The sequence below is a fragment of the Pelagicoccus albus genome, assembly GCF_014230145.1.
Taxonomy (GTDB): domain Bacteria; phylum Verrucomicrobiota; class Verrucomicrobiia; order Opitutales; family Opitutaceae; genus Pelagicoccus; species Pelagicoccus albus.
In genome coordinates this window covers 1016292-1031998 of sequence record NZ_JACHVC010000013.1, presented here as the reverse complement: position 1 = coordinate 1031998, position 15707 = coordinate 1016292, and the positions used below count along the sequence as shown (strand labels likewise).

Sequence of the window (15707 nt, the reverse complement as noted above, 5' to 3'; positions counted from 1 at the left end):
TTAAGGCTTGCACGAAACTTTGATTAAGGTGTTGGTACGGCGTTTTCTTAAGAAGGGTTCTATTCGTTGTCAGAAGAACCGGCTCTTACGTTATCTTCATTGTCCAGAAATGCCTCGCCGAAAAAACCGTTCAGATTCCAGCCTAGGGCTAATTTCAATAGATCGACGTTTGTGGTCTTTCCGGAATGAGCGATTTGGAAGGTAGAGAGGATCGCTTGAAAGCCTCCAAGCTGGACGTTTTTGACACGAGCCACCTTGAGGGTAACCTCGGCAAGCGCTCGGTGCGCAGTGGCGCTGCGACTATGGTGGCCCAAGCTACCAAGTTTATTGCAACGATGGGCACTACCGCGGTCCTAGCCCGTATCCTCGTGCCGGAGGATTTCGGATTGTTCGCCATTGTTGGGTCAGTGCTGATTTTCGTGACTATGTTCCAAGACGCGGGGCTTTCCATGGCCACGGTACAGCGGGAAAATATCGACCACGATCAAGTTTCGACTCTCTTTTGGATAAACTCGCTTGCCGGTCTGCTCTTGGCTGGACTCGCTGTTGCTATTTCTCCGGTGGTCGGGGAGGTTTTTGGCGATGATCGCTTGGTTGGAATAATGTCTGCAATGGCTATCCCCATATTCCTCAGCGGAATATGTGCTCAGCATGGGGCTCTTTTGCAGCGAAAAATGAGATTCGTTGTTGAGCAGGGCATCGTAATTGGCAGCCAGCTTACAGGAGCGGCTGCGGCGATTATTTCAGCTTATTTGGGTGCCGGTTATTGGGCTCTCGTTATCAAGTCCATCGCGGCGGCTTTGGTGGTTGTCATTGTCCGTTGGACGGCTGTTCGTTGGACTCCTGGCTTACCGAGGCGAAAGTGTGGAGTGCGGCCGATGCTGTCTTTTGGCGCGAGCCTAACAGTAGGGCGGCTTTTTAGCGAACTATCGCAGAATCTTGACAACGTCCTCTTGGGGGCAGTGTGGGGACCATCTGCGTTGGGCTTTTATTCGAAAGCCTACGGTTTACTTACCTTGCCCATCCGTCAGATTAACGCTCCGGTTGGAATGGTCGCATTGCCGGCTTTGAGTCGACTGCAAGGAGACCCGATTAAATTCAGATCTTTCTATCGTCAGGGCTTAGAGCTGGTGGCGATGATCGGCATGCCCATCATTGCTTTTTGTACTGTAGAGGCAGAAGATATCGTTCTGATTATGCTAGGGGAAGGATGGGGCGAGTCCGTAATTATATTCAGGGCATTAGCTCCGGCTGCTTTCGTCGGTACCTTCAACGTTGCCACGGGGTGGCTATTAGTCCCGTTGGGAAGATCTAGAGTCTTGCTTTGGACAAGTGTAGGGGTATCGGTTGTAACTATCTTAGGTTTTGTGGTGGGGCTTCGTTGGGGTGGTTTGGGAGTCGCTATTTCCTACAGTGTTACTTCGATGCTAACCATAGTGCCATCTTTGTTTATCGCGTCGCGGAAGAGCCCTTTGCGTCTCTCTGATATAGGGAAGTCTTTATACAGACCTGCTTTTTCTGCCATAGGATCCGGTGCACTAGCGTTTTATATCGAAATGCACCTGTCTTTAGGTAACGTGATTTTGGACACTGGGGTGTTACTTGCAGTATATCTTCTCCTTTTTGCCCTGAGCTTTATATGCTTACCGGGTGGCTTTGCATTTGCGAAATCAGCTGTTGCCATGGGACAGCGTACCTTCCTCAGGACGACGTGATCTGATGAGGCGTTTTGCCCAGACTACATACACGTCAAACCGGAATCCGTTTCGACGTAAGCACGAAGCTGGCTGTTTATTCTTTTGGAAGACGCCTGTAGAGCTACTCTCAATGCAAACTAAAAAAGACCTAGCAACTTGTTCATGGCGGCTTTGGCGACAGGCCATGAGTGATTCTGTACTATAAAATCCCTAGCTGCTGCTGACTCTCTAGAGATATCTGTCTCGAAGAGCTCCCTCATCGATTTCGCTAAGAATTCGTAGTCAGGTAAATTGACCGGTATAATGTTATTGGCAATGCGAGCGTACCGACTTTGTACGGGAAGCCTACTTATGTTAGGCATTTCGTTCATAGGCGGAGCGTCTGTGGAAATTAACGGCATTCCAGTGCTTAACGTTTCGAGCAGTTGTAACCCGGTGCCTTCGAATAAGGAGGGTTGGATTGCTACATCCCCTATATTGTATATCTTACTATTGTCGGCTTCGTCGGGTAATATCTCTATATTGACAGGAAGGTCGACTGGTAGTTTTTTTAGCTGAGAGCGGATGTATATAGGTATGTCTGGAACAAGCTTCGCTGCTTCTATTATAGTGGCTAGTCCTTTTCTCATGGGGCCTCGCTTATCTCTTAGAAACCCTTTGAAGTAGGGTGTGCATCCCCCGTTTCCGTTAACGAATAGAAAGCTCTCGCATTTAGTTCTCTCTTTGTAGCCAAAGCGGTCTGTGTCTATGGGAGCAGGGACGTAGGCGATATCCCAGATCGCACCACAGTTGGCTTTCCAGTTTTTCAGCAAGTTTAGCGTGTGCTCGTTAGGACAAATGAAAAGGTCTACGTCGTGTAGCCAAGTCACGCTAGGTGAGAGCCACTCCCAATTGGGGATACAAATTACGGCAATCTCTTTCGCAACTGCTCTGCACACCAAGGCGTCTATTTGGGGCTGTTCATAGAAAAGTACACAGTCTAGGCCCTCTAACCAGCTATCCAATTCCTCATCGCTCGCCTCCAGAGTGACGTGCGATGTCTCAATTCCAGGCATGTCCGGAAGATTTGGCAAATAGGCGTGTTTAACGCATAGCCATTTTGAGAAGCCGACATGGGTAACCAGATCTCGATTCTGGTATCCTAGTCCAGTTGGTGAATTGAATCCAGCTATGCCTACTCTAAGAGGTTCTGGGCCTTTATTCTGGAGTTTCTCTGCTAAGGTATTCGATCTTGCGACTGCTGGTTTGCCTGGCATTTTGCCCAGCTGTCGCCAGGCCAGTCTATTTTCTATGACTCGCCGGATCTGGCTGATACCGGATTTTCCAGAGTTGTCGTTGGTCATAAGTTGGAGAGGGGAGAACTCCCTAGGTAGTTAGCCAACTACGTTTGTAAGTCTCAGGCAAGCAGGTTTAGAGCCTACCTTTCTATAGAGAGGCTACTTTTTCCCTCTGAGCTTTTTCTTAAGAGACCTCACTGTCTGTCTAAGGGCCCAGATCCACTTCTTGCAGCTCGACTCGTGGAGAATGTGAGATTTTGGACAGGAAAGACCGAGGTTCGCTATTTCCCACAGGCTAGAGGGACGAACTCGGCTTATTATTTCCACCGCGGTCAGTAGCTGGTCTTCGAACTCTTTTAGCTCTGCGGGATCGGAAACGTGATAGACGGGCATCTCCAATTGCCCGCGGTAAAGTGTGTCGATCAACGCTATTTTCTCCTCAGGCAAATCTTTGTAATGATTGAGAGCAGTGGCGTAGGCATGAAGGTGTCGGGCGTATGCCTTGCCCGGACCCGCGCTTTGGGTGATCATATTTGGATGGATCAAGTAGTTGTATCCCACGTAGGAGGTACAGGCGACTTTCTTTGCATCCGAGAAGCAACCGATATTTACCAAGGTGTCTTCGACACCGCCTGCTCTCCATCCCCAGTCTGACATGGAGTGTGGCTCGATTATTTCCCTTTTGAAGAGTTTATTCCATAGCGTCCCACTGCCGAGTTGGAGTTTACAGAAGGCCTCGAAAGCGTCCGGACCATCTAGGACCTGATCTTTCATTTTCATCTTAATCCCGAGGAAAGCTCCCTTGGGATCGACCATTCGAGCCCCGCAAATACTTATATCAGCATCGTTGGAGACCAGGGTGTCTCTGAGTTTTTCCAGTAGGTCTGGGTCGAATCCATCGTCCGAGTCTGCGAAAGCTATGAGCGATCCTCTCGCTACCTTAAAGCCGTCTGCTCTCGCAGCGTGAATTCCGCCGTTTTCCTTTTTGTCGACGATCACTATGCGGCTATCCTTTTCCGCCATGTCCTTCAGAATAGAGAGGGAGTCGTCCGGCGATGCGTCATTCACTACGACAACCTCCAGAGAGGAATAGGTTTGAGCTAGGATAGATTCGATACATCCACGAAGGAACGCTCCTGTGTTGAAGACTGGAACGATAACGGAAATCTCTGGGTCGGTGGATTTGGACTGGCTCATGGCAGGTTGTTTTTAGGCTAGATTAAATGGATCGTCGAGTTGGGAAGCTTTTTTATCGGGGGCTACTTCGGTACTAAGAAATCTCGGTCGAGCTATTCTGCTTCTCGTATCTTTCAGCATATATCGATTCCGCGTTTTGCAGCAGTTCTTTGTGATAGGCGATCCATCGAATGTTGAAAACTTGGGTCTGAATTTTTTTCTCCATCGATGGCTGTAGATTCGATATGTAATAGACGGCGTAGAGGCTTAATACTGAAGCTTTCTCGGCTATCCACCAGAAGAGCTTGTTTTGCCGATACAACTCGACCTTGCTGAAGGGATGGCCGATCCGGGCCAGGAAGCGCCCGTGCGTTCTCGCTCTGTTAAGGACGTAAGTTCGCGTTATTTGGTCCGGAGTCACATAGTGACCGACGCTGTCTCCGGGGATATATTGAATATGGAATCCGGCTTTTTTGAGCATCAGAAGAAATGATGTCTCACTTCCCATGATACGTTTCTTTATCTTCGGAGTTGGCCCGATCTTACCATCGTAGCGAAAGCCATGCTCGGTGAAAATCTCCTTTCTTACCCAAAAATTGACTCCTATGGGAGTCGTCTTTTCAGGGTAGAGGTGAGGTTGATCTCCTCGGTCGTGCTGCGGGTAAACATTGTCTTCGACCGATTTGATCCATTCGGGTGTGCTTTGGGGCCAGATCATTTGAACAGGCCCTCCAAATACGCTGGTCTTGGGGTAGTCGCGTATCGATTTCGCGACTGTTTTCAGCCAATTTGTATTTGGGCTAATATCATCGTCGGTGAAAAGAACGACATCGTTCAACTCGCACTCGTTGAGCGCTTTGTTTATGGCGTTGTTTTTGCCCGGATTTGCCTCGTGGAGATGTACCAGTGGCAGCTTATCCAAGTGGGAAGCGATAACCTCGCTCGTCGAATCGGAGCTGTTGTTGTCAACCACTACGATAGATAGGTCTATTCCGTCAGTGTCTAGGGTCGCGAGATTCGTAAGAGACTTATCGAGGATAGGAGCTCTATTGTAGCTGGCGATTATGATCGTAATCGCTGTTGTTGTCTCTGAGGAACACATTTTCAGGAGGCTGATACAGTCGCTTCGATTATCTTAGACAGGTTTTCAGTCAACGTCCTACGTTCAAATTGAGTAAGATACTGGGAGTCGGCTACTCTGGTATCTGCTTTCGATAACCATTTCTCATACTCTGCTAGGATACAGTTGTACATCGCCTGCACGTCCTTGGGGTCGCACACAGTTCCTTTACTGTAGTTTGCGACGAACTCGCGAGCATCACCTTGGGGCAGGGCTCCCAGAATTGGTTTGCCGCTGGCCAAGTATTCGTAGGTCTTGCCGGGGACAATGGATGCATTGTTCCCGCTGGGGATATGGTGCAAAGGAAGAAAAAGCAGATCCGCGTAGTGTAGATAACCGACGCTTTGGTCGTGGGAAACGTATCCAATTTGCGTGACTGAATCTTCCAAGCCAAATGCTTGGGTGAGGTCTTTCTCAGCTTGTCCGGATACTCCGGCGAACACAATGTTGAGCTTTTCGTAAACCTCTGGTCGATCGGCTTTGATTTTGCTCAAAGCCTGAAAAAGGTAGAAGGGGGATCTTGGCAGGAATTCAACCCCCTTGGCATGTCGGCTGAGCAAGGTGTTCAGTACCTTTCGCTTTTGCTGTCTCTGTCCTAATTCGGTATGAAATGTACCAGTGTGGACTATATTGAACTTTTTCTTTTCTATTTCGCTCGGAGCATCGGGATCTCGGTTGATATCTTCGGAGTCGAAACCGTTTGTTACGCAATAGATCTTTTTGTCTGAAAAGCTCGGATACGCGTTTTGTAGGGCTTTGGCGGCTACAGGCGTATTCATAATTATTGAGGAAGCTCCCGCCAGGGCGGACTCCATTTTTTTACGCTCTTTGGACCGGTGGAAACCACTTCGGTAACTCTGAAACTCGTCCAGTGCCCAAGGATCCCGCAGGTCGGCGATCCAAGGAATGTTCGTTGCTTTGGAGATAGCTTCGGCTAGGGCAGCGTCCTCGAAAGGGGACATGGTCACGAGAATCGCTGATAGCTCTTGTTCTTGGACCAGTTTTATCGCCTCATCTCGAAGTTTTTTCCATTTTGATGATCCAATTTCGTGAGACCAAGGTGCTCGAGTTACGGCGATGCCTTCCGGGAGCTCTTTCATCATGGAGTCGTCCTTGGGGGTCCATCGACTTTCGACCAATTTGTCAGAGGTGAGGATATAGGGTTGCACGCCGAAACTAGGAAGGTATTTCGCGAATTTAAGTGACCTTTGCACGCCGGCGCCACCTTGCGGCGGAAAGTGATAAGAGATGAAGAGAATCTTTCGCATCGTTTAGTTTTTCTCAGAACCTAGGGCATCATGTGATAGCTTTCGCGATGCTGGGCGCTATTTTTTGCAGGGCGAGTATTGAAATTATGGATAGCAGAAAACTGACAACAGCAATTAGCGCTCTGTTGTCTGGACCGTATCGGAGCAGCGAGGCGGTAAAGAGTATGTGTATCAGGTAGATTCCAAAAGTCGTCGCGGCGAGTTTTGCCGCGTTCCATTTCAGAATGTCCGAAAAATCTTTGTAGGCCACCAAGATCATGGTTCCGAATCCAATCGCATAGGGGAGACCGACTCCTTCCACTCTGAAACTTGCAGCCACGGAAATGCCTAGAATTGATAGGAGAGCGACTTTCACCTTCGGATTGAAGTTTGGGAGCTCGCCAAAGAAACGGCCTGCCAAAACAGCGGAAAGTGCCTGTGTGTATTGAGCTATTGGATAGCCCATTTCGATGGATGGGTCTCTCCAGAGATCGGAAGTTGCCAACATCGCCGATGATATTGCGAAACAAACGAGACCTAGAGTTTTTGGGCTCGCGAAACGGTGTGAAACATCGAATAGCACCATGATTGCGAAGATGAAGGGCAAAAACCACAGGTGTATGCTGGTTCCTGCTAAAACATTTAACGCGATATTCGAGGTATATTCTGGATTAAAGGAATTCCCGACCGCGAGATTGAGAATTCCATAGAAAAGATACCATGCCCCCCAAGGAATAATGAGTCGCTTTGCTCTACTTATCAGAGAATCTCTCAGCTCGAGGTTTGGTTTGTAGCGGTAAAGGTAGCTCGAAAGAGAGAGGAAGATCACCAAGCCGGAATAGCCGATATTGTCGAAAGGAGCTCTCGTGTGGTACCAGACGATTCCAAACGAGGCGAGAATGCGTATGATCTCTATATCATTTCGTTTCATCGGGTATCAGCTAGATGGAAAAGGTGATTTGGGTTTCGAGTCGGCTAGAAAATCAAAATTACCTGAACTTGCCACGAAGTTTTGCCAAGGGCTTCTCGAAGTAGTGGAAACTCGCTGCGGAAAGGGCTGTGGTAAGTACCAGCGCTAGCACTCCATTGGCTATTGGCTGATCGGTTATATTCTTTGCAATTGCGTAGATCAGGACGTAGTGGAGCAGGTAGAAAGTATACGAGAGCTGTCCGAAGTAGTCTACCGGCTTCCAGTTTAGCCACCTAAAGAAAACGGAATCGCTGTAAACAACTGCTGTGTAGAACAGGGGCATCAAAGCGAGCCCTTGAATCGTGTAGCGGTAGGTTTCCCTAAATTCGTTAGTTCGGTACGCGAAGCAAAAGAGTAGGGCTAGTATCGCCAGAATCACTATTGTTCCTCCTAGCCACTTATTGATGATGAGTTTGGGATCGAGTGCAGGGTTCTTAGCGATTGCGAGTATGCTTCCGAACAGTATGGAGTCTACGCGAGTGTCAGTGCCCATATAAGTTCGATTCTCAGGCACTCCTTGGTTAACGAGTATTATCCTCCACGCGAGAACGAGTGCGGAGATTATTAGAAATGTTAGGACTGTTACCCGTTTATCCCCTTTTTTGAAAAGGATCAGTGCAAACAAGGGAAATAGGATGTAGAAGTGCTCCTCCACAGCGAGAGACCAGTAGACCCCTGTTCCTTGAGGTGGCGATAAATGCGACCAGAAGATTTGAGCGTAGTTTCCAATGTGGCCGGCTATCAAGAGGCAGCCGCCCAGCGTCGTTTCACCGGGGAGCAATCCGGTCAGGCTTAAAAGAATGGCAAAAAGGAGCGCTCCGTAGAACGGAGGTAAAATTCGAAAGATTCTTCGAATGAAAAAGTTCCGAATGCTGATTCCGCCTGTTTTATCGAACTCTCTCCTCAAGAGAGTCGTGATCAGGAAACCACTGAGGAAAAAGAAAACCGTCACCCCGAACCCGCCAGGGATTACTCCGGATGCTCCGGCGTGAGCTAGAAATACAATGGAAATGGATATGGCACGTATCCCGTTCAGGGAAGGGATTAGGAAAGGCTTTTTTTTGGTTTCCATCAGGTCAGGTTGGATTCTCGGCAAGTACTAGCTGGGCTATGAGTTGTTGGGCGTATTGCTGACATCTTTACGACTTTTTACAGGAAAGTTTTCCCTAACGATCCGAGCGGGGCTGCCGGCCGCTACCGAAAAGGGAGGCACATCGCACTTTACGACGGAATTTGCGGCTATGATACTGTTTCTTCCGATACGAACACCTGGGCAAATGACTACTCCTTGCCCGAGCCAAGCACCCGATTCAATTACTACTGGCTGAGGCTTAGTGGTACCTTGGTCTTTGATGGGATCGTCGCTTAAATCGTAAGCGTGCGAATGGTCAGAAATGTAGGCGTATCGAGCGATGAGCACGCCTGACTGGATTTCCACCTTCTCGACTGCCGTTATTGTGCAGTGTCCGGAAAGCGAGCAGGAATCACCGATGGTGATGGCGGGTTTGTGAGATCCTTTTTTGGGTATGGCGCTGAACCAGGAGTCGGAGCCCACATAGACGTTTTTTCCGATAGAGATGGCAAATTCGTTTTCCGAGCGAAAGGGCAACTCGATCTTGGAGCGTTTTCCAAAACTGTGGAAGCTAGAGGAACACAGTGCGGTAAACGCAGAATTTCGGATGCGTTTGCAGAGTTTGAGAATTTTGAGCAGCATTCAAGGTCAGGCAGCGACGGCTTGATTTGGTAGTAATTCCTCCTCAGGAGGCACGTCTTTCAGGTTGGCGATAAACGCGATTAGGAAGTAGAAAATAATATACGATTGGTCGAAGTAGGAAATGGTTAGGCAGGTCAAGGTGTGAGTAAAAAGCAAAGAGCCAACGGTCCAGGTCAGAAACTCTTGTCTCGTGTCCACCGGCCTGAATTCTCGGATTTTCATTCGGATAATCTTAAAGGATTTCACGATCACCAGAATCAGCGCCAACATGAGGGGTACACCCCCAAATACTCCTAAATTGATGTAATAGTTGGTCAGATCACAATGCTCGGGAACGCTTGGCAATCCGTATGGCATCCAGTGTCGAGTGTAATCGGAGCCCCAAAGCCACCACTCGTCGAAATAGCGGACAGCCATGTCGATCAGGTATGCTCTATGCCAGCCCGTACTGCCTCCAACGAAGTCGGTTATTGCGATCAGATACCAAACAGGCCGATCCTTAACCAATTGGATGAAAATGAGCATGGAAACGCACAGGGCAGTTATTTTGCCGGTGTACTGTCGCCACCTCCAAAGCATCAAAGCCCAAGAACAAATGATCAGGGCCCCGATCGGGGTGGAAGAGCCTGCGGAGAGGACAATTCCCATACATGAAATGATACCCAATATGGCGGTTTTCTTGTTTTCGTTCCAAATCGTGATGATGGTTGGAATCAATAGGGCGCCGATGGTGCCGGCTAGAATTGGCGTTCCAAAGGGGCCGATCGCTCTCGCTGTGCCATTTCGAACCAACAGGAAGTTTGAGCCACCGAATAGGGAGTATATATTGAACCCACCTGTTAGCTTGGTGTAGGTCATTCCGAGTGCGAGCGGAATCGATGCGAAACAGGCGGCTTTTGCTAGGCGTTTGTAGTCGTCGAAATCCTTCAGATAAGCTTTTGCGTAAAGATAGGTCCCGACTACATCGAATGCCATGCGGGCTCTGATAACCCAAGGGTTTCCACTGGTCGGATCATGCCCAATACTGCTGAGAATGCAGACGAATCCCCAGAAAAACATGATTTTATCGATCGGGTTGCTGCGGGACCAGCTAAGTTGTCCTGTCAGAATGATGCGCGCCATGCCAAAGAAGATGATCAAGCGCGCAGTAGAAAAACTGGGAATAACCTGCAACGACGAGGTGTGGAGGCCGGCGATTAGGAGTGGAAGAAACGCCCATTTCCGAGGTATCACGAACTGCAGTATTATCAGTAATACTGTGAGGAGGATGTGGGTGGATGACATTTGGACTCAGGTAAGGCGGTTTAAACGGTAACAGTTTAGCTCATGTGAAGGTTAGATTATTCATTGGCAATCTTTACTTCGCTTGCGGCATTGATGGCTGTCTTGAATATGCGGAAGCGGTGCGATCGGGATATTCCGATCGCACCGCATCTTGTATCAGTTTGTTTTCTTGAAATCTTTATGGCGTCTCAACATCACGTGCCGCTAGCCCTACTGGCGCTGTGGGTAAAGCCCCCTCGGGCACTGGATATTGGATACTTGAAATGGTATTACCGGAAAGAGTCGAAACTTTCATCGCGATGTTGTTCACCGCGTTGAGACTGGATTGCTCTGTTCTGAAATCGAAATCTTGCGCAACAGTAACCGTTTCGCCGCCGGTGGATTTATCTTTAATAGTTACGGTGTAAGTGAATGCCGTAAGGTCGAGAGTCATTGTGAAATGATAGATGTGGTCTGCCACGTATGGGTACTGTACCACTGAGTCGTATTGGTAATCGTTTCGGGCGTCGATGTATCCATTGCTGTTGAATCGGATAGCTGCGGCGACGTCGGAATAGCTCGAAGCCGATCCGTTAGATAGTCCGATCACTCCATCGATGGGGGAATCAAGGGGTCTGGCGTCGAATTCGATCGTTACCTCTTGGTTTTCGTAAGAGTGTATAGAGATGTTAAGCCAATCGCCAGATGAGGTGGTCTCTCCGATGTAAAAGTAGTCCTCCTTTACCTCGCTGATACGACCGTCCTGAGCGACAACAATGGATTTTACTACGGTCGATTCTGTTATCTGTAAGCTGGTGGAGTAGAGTGCCGAAGCTTCTGTCGGTTCACTACCGTCGAGGGTGTAGTAAATGGAATTCGAAGAATCTGCACTGGATAACTCCACATCCGTGCTTTCCTCGAATATGCCTGCCGAAGGGGAGGTCGACGCCCACTCTAGCGGAGGCTGGAGGGTGGTGAAGCTGCCTTGCCAGGTGCCCGAATTACCGGAGCTGTCAGTTGCTGTCAGGTCGATTTGGTAGGACGATTCCGAATCCAAGTTGGCGATCGAGATTGCATGTGACGTGAGGAAGTCTCCCACCGAGATCGTCTCATAGGTGCCGTCTGAAATCTTGGTGACTGTAAGTTGCACACTGGCGGCTTCATCAACGCTGATGCTCAACGCTGCGGAGTCACTTGCTTCCTCAACCGTTACTGACGAAACAGTTGGAGCTGTGGTATCGGAGGCTTGGCTCAGGGGCTCTGCATTCTCGTAGGCGAAGTAGAATTTCTTCTGAAAGTACAGTGTCTCGTTGCTGGCGAATGGGGCCGATTTTGAAGTGTTTCCTTCTCCATAGGCATCGCCATCGTCATATCCATTATAGTACTGTGATTGAGTGAAAAGACCTTCGCGATAGTAGATATGGCGTTGGGCATATGCGAACATGGCAGGATCGTTGATAGTATCTTCAAGCCCCATCAGCTTTGCGGCCACGGTAATGGCAGGCAGAATACCTCCGCCGATATCTCTGTAGTAGGCGTCCCAGTTATCTCCATCTAGCGAACGGTTTTCAGTATGTCTGATTCCCCATTCTGGTTTGCCTATGTCTTCACTAGAATATGGGGTTCTGGGTCGACCGTCGGAAGTGTAGCGAGATTGGTTGATGTCTGCTTGGGTGACGAAAAAGGTCTGTTGCATCTCCTGGAAGATGAGATTGTCAGCATTTAGTTTTTCGAGCATGCCGGAGTCGTTCAGTGTCGCAGCTGCGACCATGAATGGGGCTAGTCTTCCGCAATTAATGCCTCCATCTGCGTACCAAGTTCCTCCGTTTTCGATGATGCCGTAGATATCGATTCCGTACTGTACCATTCCCACCAGCAGGTCTCTTTTTTCAGAATCGCTGGCGTTCGAGTTCAATAAGAGTAGGGCATTGTTCGTTTTGTTGGCGATATCTCGACCGTAGTTGGGTGAACCGTCGGAGGCCTGTAAGTATCTGAATGTCCAAGATCTAGACTGTTCGTTTGCGATGACCGCGAAAGCGTCGCTCATGCTTGCGATACTGGGCGCGCTCATGCCATCCACACTCACCCGAGCCAATGCGTCGTAGTTGAGGTCGGATTCATTCCAGCGATGACTTTTATCGGTTCCGATGTAGGAGGGTCTAAATGATCCAGTAGGTGGGGCTGAAGACACGACGGTCAAAACCGCGAAGGTCTTAATTTGCGAGCCCTGCACGGAAGCTAAAGCTTCATTGCTTATACTAGAGATGAGTGTCGAATCTGCGCTAACGGTCTTAGGTAGTTGAGTCGCGATATTCCGGGTAGCATCATAGGTGTTGTTCGAGATTCTGCTATCGAAAGCATGGGTACGCCCAGATGCCAAATTTACGATGCTTCCATTCATCACGCCATCTGACCCTGGACTGATATCGGTAATGGTTACAGGTCCTATGACCCAGTAGTCCCCGTTGGCATATTCCCCATAAGTCACCTCCGTAGAGAAGGTCCAGGTGATGCCGTGCTGCGTTAAGCTTTGGGTAGTTGCGGCTGAACTTAGCGTTGCAGTGGTCAATACTAGGGCGGCGAGAAAAATGGTTCTTAGTGGATTGTTCACGTGGTAATGCAATTGGTTGTCTCGGTTGTTAACTGTCCTTCGACATTCACATAGCACGCTGAAACTCAGTCGCATTTCCGCCCTACTTTAGCCTGATTTTTAGCAAGTCGAGGGCTCAATCGGTACTGATTCCTAAGGCTATTGGTACAATTAACAGGAGCCGGCCTCAGTTGGTTCCCTTGGTGTGCCCATTCTTCCATTCGGAACGCCGTTTCCAGCTGGCTACCCACTGGTTCTCTTGGTCGCCTTTCAGACCGTAGGCAAAGGCTCTGACTGCGACTCCAATATTCAGCAAAATGAGGCCCAGGAACGATGCTGGAGCGGACCAATTCCGCTTAAGGTAGCTCACTTTGCCTTGTTGCAGCCAGACCCCTTTCTGGGCGGAGGTAGAGGATTGACCTATCTCATGGATGACTTTCGCCTTTGGGTAGATGACCGGGTGATAGCCTGCCTTTTTCGCTCTTAACGAAAGATCGACGTCCTCTCCGTAGAGCCAGAAATGCTCGTCGAATCCTTCGATCGAGTCCCAAGCCTCGCGTGTTGCTAGAAGAAAACATCCAGTGATGACTCCTACTTCCCGTACCGAATCGCGTTTCCATTTACCTAGTGATTCGGGATCAAAAAAACCGTTGTGCTTGAAGATCGTACTTAGCCCCGTGGCGAAAGTGAACATGCTCCAAAGGGAGGGAAGTCCCCAGCAGGATGAACGTTCTAGAGTGACACCATCTTCCTTAAGCGTTTGTCCTCCGTAGAATCCATAGCTTGGCTCTGCCAAGGCGAATTTGACCACCTTATCTACGGCTCCGTCCAGTGTAACAGTGTCGGGATTCAAAAGCAGGATGAAGTCTCCCGTCGATTTTTGGACCGCAAGGTTACATGCCTTAGCAAACCCGAGGTTTTCCTTTGTGTCTAGCAGTACTACTGATGGGAACTGCGACTTCACGATGGAAACGGTCGAATCTTGCGATCCATTGTCCACGACCACCGTTTCGAGCTGAACCTCACGGACTTCGCTGTGTAGGCTTTTTAGGCAAGGAGCGATTTGTTCCTCTGAATTGTAGGTCACAATGACTACTGAGACTTTTACGTCGGCTAAAGCCTTTTGCCTAGAGTCAGTGTGAGCGGGGGAGTTTGGTTCCATGTTTGATCTCAATTAATCGCGCTCCTTCAAGACACGTGCTGGAATGCCCCCGCAAATGGTGTTGGGAGGGAGGTCTTTGGTCACTATAGCTCCCGCGGCAACGACGCAGCCGTCTCCGATATTTACGCCAGCGGTGATGACTACCTTTGTGCCGAGCCAAACATCGTTTCCTATAGTGACGTCTCGGTCTCGCTTTGGCTGTTGGCGGAAAGGAATTCCTTTTTTGAGTTGGTAATCTGAAGCGGTAATGAACACGTCTGGGGCGATGGAGACGTAATCTCCAAGAGTTAATTTCCCGCCGTCGTCACCGGCCCAGAGGCTGGTGCGATCTCCGATGTGGCAGTCTTTGCCTATCTGGATGAGATCGCCATTCCGGAATGATACATTTGGAGCCATGCGGGTGCCTTCGCCGATCTTTATTAGGCGTCTTGGCTGCAGGTGACTGTAATTGTAATAGTGCAGCATCCGGAAAAGTTGGACGTACGGCCGCGGGTCAAGGACCGACATGAACGCCCTGAATATGCGATTTCCCAGTGTAGGATTCTTTGGTAACTTTCCCATTGAATTGGCTAGGATGATTCCGGAGTTACGACGTTTTTCGAGATGTGGTCGATATAGGCCCAAGTCTCTCGAGTCAGGGGATCTCGAGTTTTGCGTCTTATTTTGGCCAGCGCATATGCTGACTTTAGCGATTTGAAGTAGGACCCGAGCGACTTGTTGCGAAGACCGTCCAAGAACGCGTACACCGTTCTCGGGAGAACGAAGGCTAGGCTTTTGCCTAGCGAGAAGCACTGGACAGACATCAGGATCTGGTTTCTGTGACGGTAGAATTCACGCACTTCACTTCGCCTTGCCACTTGGTTTTCGTGGTGAACGACCCAAGGAATCGGAGTGTAGAGGATTTTTTCGCCCAAGTTGAGGAAGCGGTAAGCCAACTCATTTTCCTCGTACGCCATGTAGAGTATTTCTGGAAAAGCTCCTGCTTTGAGTAGAGGCTCCTTTTTGAAGGCGTATCCGGTTCCGCTGAAGTAAGGAGTTAAAAAGGGCGTTTCGACTGTTTTCTCGATCGGGTGGGGATGCCACCATCTAGCGAAATCCTCGTCCACTTCGTTTGGCTGTTTCAGGCGAATAGCCAAGGCAGCGACATCCGGGTACTTTTCGAACTCCGCTAGAATCTTAGCTAGGCAATCTGGATCAGGAATGGAGACATCACTATCGAAGCCTACGATGATGTCGTATTTCGCTCTTTTGATGCCTGCGTTTCTGGTGACGCACGGGCCGCCATTCTTTTCGTTGATGGTTACGTCCACATCCGGGAATGCCTCTTTGAGTCGAGTGTAAGAATCGTCTGGAGATTTATCGTCGACGACAATGACTTCGAATTCCACGCCACGCTGCTTACGTAAATCATTAAGCAGCGTGATCATGCTTTCGCATCGGTTGTAGGATGGAATTACAACGCTAATCATGGCGAAATACCTTGAGCTTTTC

General features: G+C 49.2%; 13 protein-coding genes. 1 reads left to right on the top strand and 12 read right to left on the bottom strand.

Translation table 11 applies throughout. From position 1 onward, the window contains the following. Positions 1 to 185: 185 nt before the first annotated feature. Positions 186 to 1715, top strand: coding sequence for a lipopolysaccharide biosynthesis protein (locus tag H5P27_RS19515; RefSeq protein ID WP_185662102.1), 1530 nt, complete (start codon positions 186 to 188; stop codon positions 1713 to 1715). A gap of 119 nt (positions 1716 to 1834) precedes the next feature. On the opposite strand, the gene H5P27_RS19510 is transcribed toward H5P27_RS19515, so the two are convergent. The 12 genes from H5P27_RS19510 to H5P27_RS19455 form a co-directional block, all read right to left on the bottom strand. Continuing rightward, a complete protein-coding gene (locus tag H5P27_RS19510; RefSeq protein WP_185662101.1) occupies positions 1835 to 3040 on the bottom strand; it encodes a glycosyltransferase in 1206 nt (401 codons plus the stop codon). A 93-nt stretch (positions 3041 to 3133) separates the two neighbouring features. Beyond that, complete coding sequence (locus tag H5P27_RS19505) at positions 3134 to 4171, bottom strand: glycosyltransferase family 2 protein (protein ID WP_185662100.1); 1038 nt, start codon at positions 4169 to 4171, stop codon at positions 3134 to 3136. A 73-nt stretch (positions 4172 to 4244) separates the two neighbouring features. Then, positions 4245 to 5252 carry a glycosyltransferase family 2 protein gene (locus H5P27_RS19500; RefSeq protein WP_185662099.1) on the bottom strand — a complete coding sequence of 336 codons (1008 nt, stop codon included), beginning with the start codon at positions 5250 to 5252 and terminating at the stop codon, positions 4245 to 4247. Between the two features lie 2 nt (positions 5253 to 5254). Next, a complete protein-coding gene (locus tag H5P27_RS19495; RefSeq protein ID WP_185662098.1) occupies positions 5255 to 6538 on the bottom strand; it encodes a glycosyltransferase in 1284 nt (427 codons plus the stop codon). A 28-nt stretch (positions 6539 to 6566) separates the two neighbouring features. Further along, entirely contained in the window at positions 6567 to 7448 is an 882-nt protein-coding gene (locus tag H5P27_RS19490) for an acyltransferase family protein (protein ID WP_185662097.1), read from the bottom strand. A 58-nt stretch (positions 7449 to 7506) separates the two neighbouring features. Then, positions 7507 to 8559, bottom strand: a complete 1053-nt coding sequence (locus H5P27_RS19485; protein ID WP_185662096.1) for an acyltransferase family protein — start codon at positions 8557 to 8559, stop codon at positions 7507 to 7509. 36 nt (positions 8560 to 8595) lie between these two features. Continuing rightward, positions 8596 to 9201: an acyltransferase gene (locus H5P27_RS19480; RefSeq protein ID WP_185662095.1), complete on the bottom strand. Its 606-nt coding sequence runs from the start codon at positions 9199 to 9201 to the stop codon at positions 8596 to 8598. Between the two features lie 6 nt (positions 9202 to 9207). Beyond that, a complete protein-coding gene (locus H5P27_RS19475) occupies positions 9208 to 10485 on the bottom strand; it encodes a hypothetical protein (RefSeq protein ID WP_185662094.1) in 1278 nt (425 codons plus the stop codon). Positions 10486 to 10663: 178 nt separating this feature from the next. Continuing rightward, complete coding sequence (locus tag H5P27_RS20170) at positions 10664 to 13075, bottom strand: chitobiase/beta-hexosaminidase C-terminal domain-containing protein (RefSeq protein WP_185662093.1); 2412 nt, start codon at positions 13073 to 13075, stop codon at positions 10664 to 10666. A 166-nt stretch (positions 13076 to 13241) separates the two neighbouring features. Further along, positions 13242 to 14216: a glycosyltransferase family 2 protein gene (locus tag H5P27_RS19465; protein WP_185662092.1), complete on the bottom strand. Its 975-nt coding sequence runs from the start codon at positions 14214 to 14216 to the stop codon at positions 13242 to 13244. Positions 14217 to 14228: 12 nt separating this feature from the next. Next, positions 14229 to 14681: an acyltransferase gene (locus H5P27_RS19460; RefSeq protein WP_246462774.1), complete on the bottom strand. Its 453-nt coding sequence runs from the start codon at positions 14679 to 14681 to the stop codon at positions 14229 to 14231. A gap of 104 nt (positions 14682 to 14785) precedes the next feature. Next, positions 14786 to 15685, bottom strand: coding sequence for a glycosyltransferase family 2 protein (locus H5P27_RS19455; protein WP_185662091.1), 900 nt, complete (start codon positions 15683 to 15685; stop codon positions 14786 to 14788). Positions 15686 to 15707: the final 22 nt, after the last annotated feature.

What these genes read in the sequence shown, in the direction of transcription:
- H5P27_RS19485 (WP_185662096.1), bottom strand. Translation starts at nt 8,559, where the DNA reads ATGGAAACCAAAAAAAAGCCTTTCCTAATCCCTTCCCTGAACGGGATA.
- H5P27_RS19500 (WP_185662099.1), bottom strand. Translation starts at nt 5,252, where the DNA reads ATGTGTTCCTCAGAGACAACAACAGCGATTACGATCATAATCGCCAGC.
- H5P27_RS19460 (WP_246462774.1), bottom strand. Translation starts at nt 14,681, where the DNA reads ATGCTGCACTATTACAATTACAGTCACCTGCAGCCAAGACGCCTAATA.
- H5P27_RS19465 (WP_185662092.1), bottom strand. Translation starts at nt 14,216, where the DNA reads ATGGAACCAAACTCCCCCGCTCACACTGACTCTAGGCAAAAGGCTTTA.
- H5P27_RS19455 (WP_185662091.1), bottom strand. Translation starts at nt 15,685, where the DNA reads ATGATTAGCGTTGTAATTCCATCCTACAACCGATGCGAAAGCATGATC.
- H5P27_RS19480 (WP_185662095.1), bottom strand. Translation starts at nt 9,201, where the DNA reads ATGCTGCTCAAAATTCTCAAACTCTGCAAACGCATCCGAAATTCTGCG.
- H5P27_RS19515 (WP_185662102.1), top strand. Translation starts at nt 186, where the DNA reads ATGAGCGATTTGGAAGGTAGAGAGGATCGCTTGAAAGCCTCCAAGCTG.
- H5P27_RS19510 (WP_185662101.1), bottom strand. Translation starts at nt 3,040, where the DNA reads ATGACCAACGACAACTCTGGAAAATCCGGTATCAGCCAGATCCGGCGA.
- H5P27_RS19475 (WP_185662094.1), bottom strand. Translation starts at nt 10,485, where the DNA reads ATGTCATCCACCCACATCCTCCTCACAGTATTACTGATAATACTGCAG.
- H5P27_RS19495 (WP_185662098.1), bottom strand. Translation starts at nt 6,538, where the DNA reads ATGCGAAAGATTCTCTTCATCTCTTATCACTTTCCGCCGCAAGGTGGC.
- H5P27_RS19505 (WP_185662100.1), bottom strand. Translation starts at nt 4,171, where the DNA reads ATGAGCCAGTCCAAATCCACCGACCCAGAGATTTCCGTTATCGTTCCA.
- H5P27_RS19490 (WP_185662097.1), bottom strand. Translation starts at nt 7,448, where the DNA reads ATGAAACGAAATGATATAGAGATCATACGCATTCTCGCCTCGTTTGGA.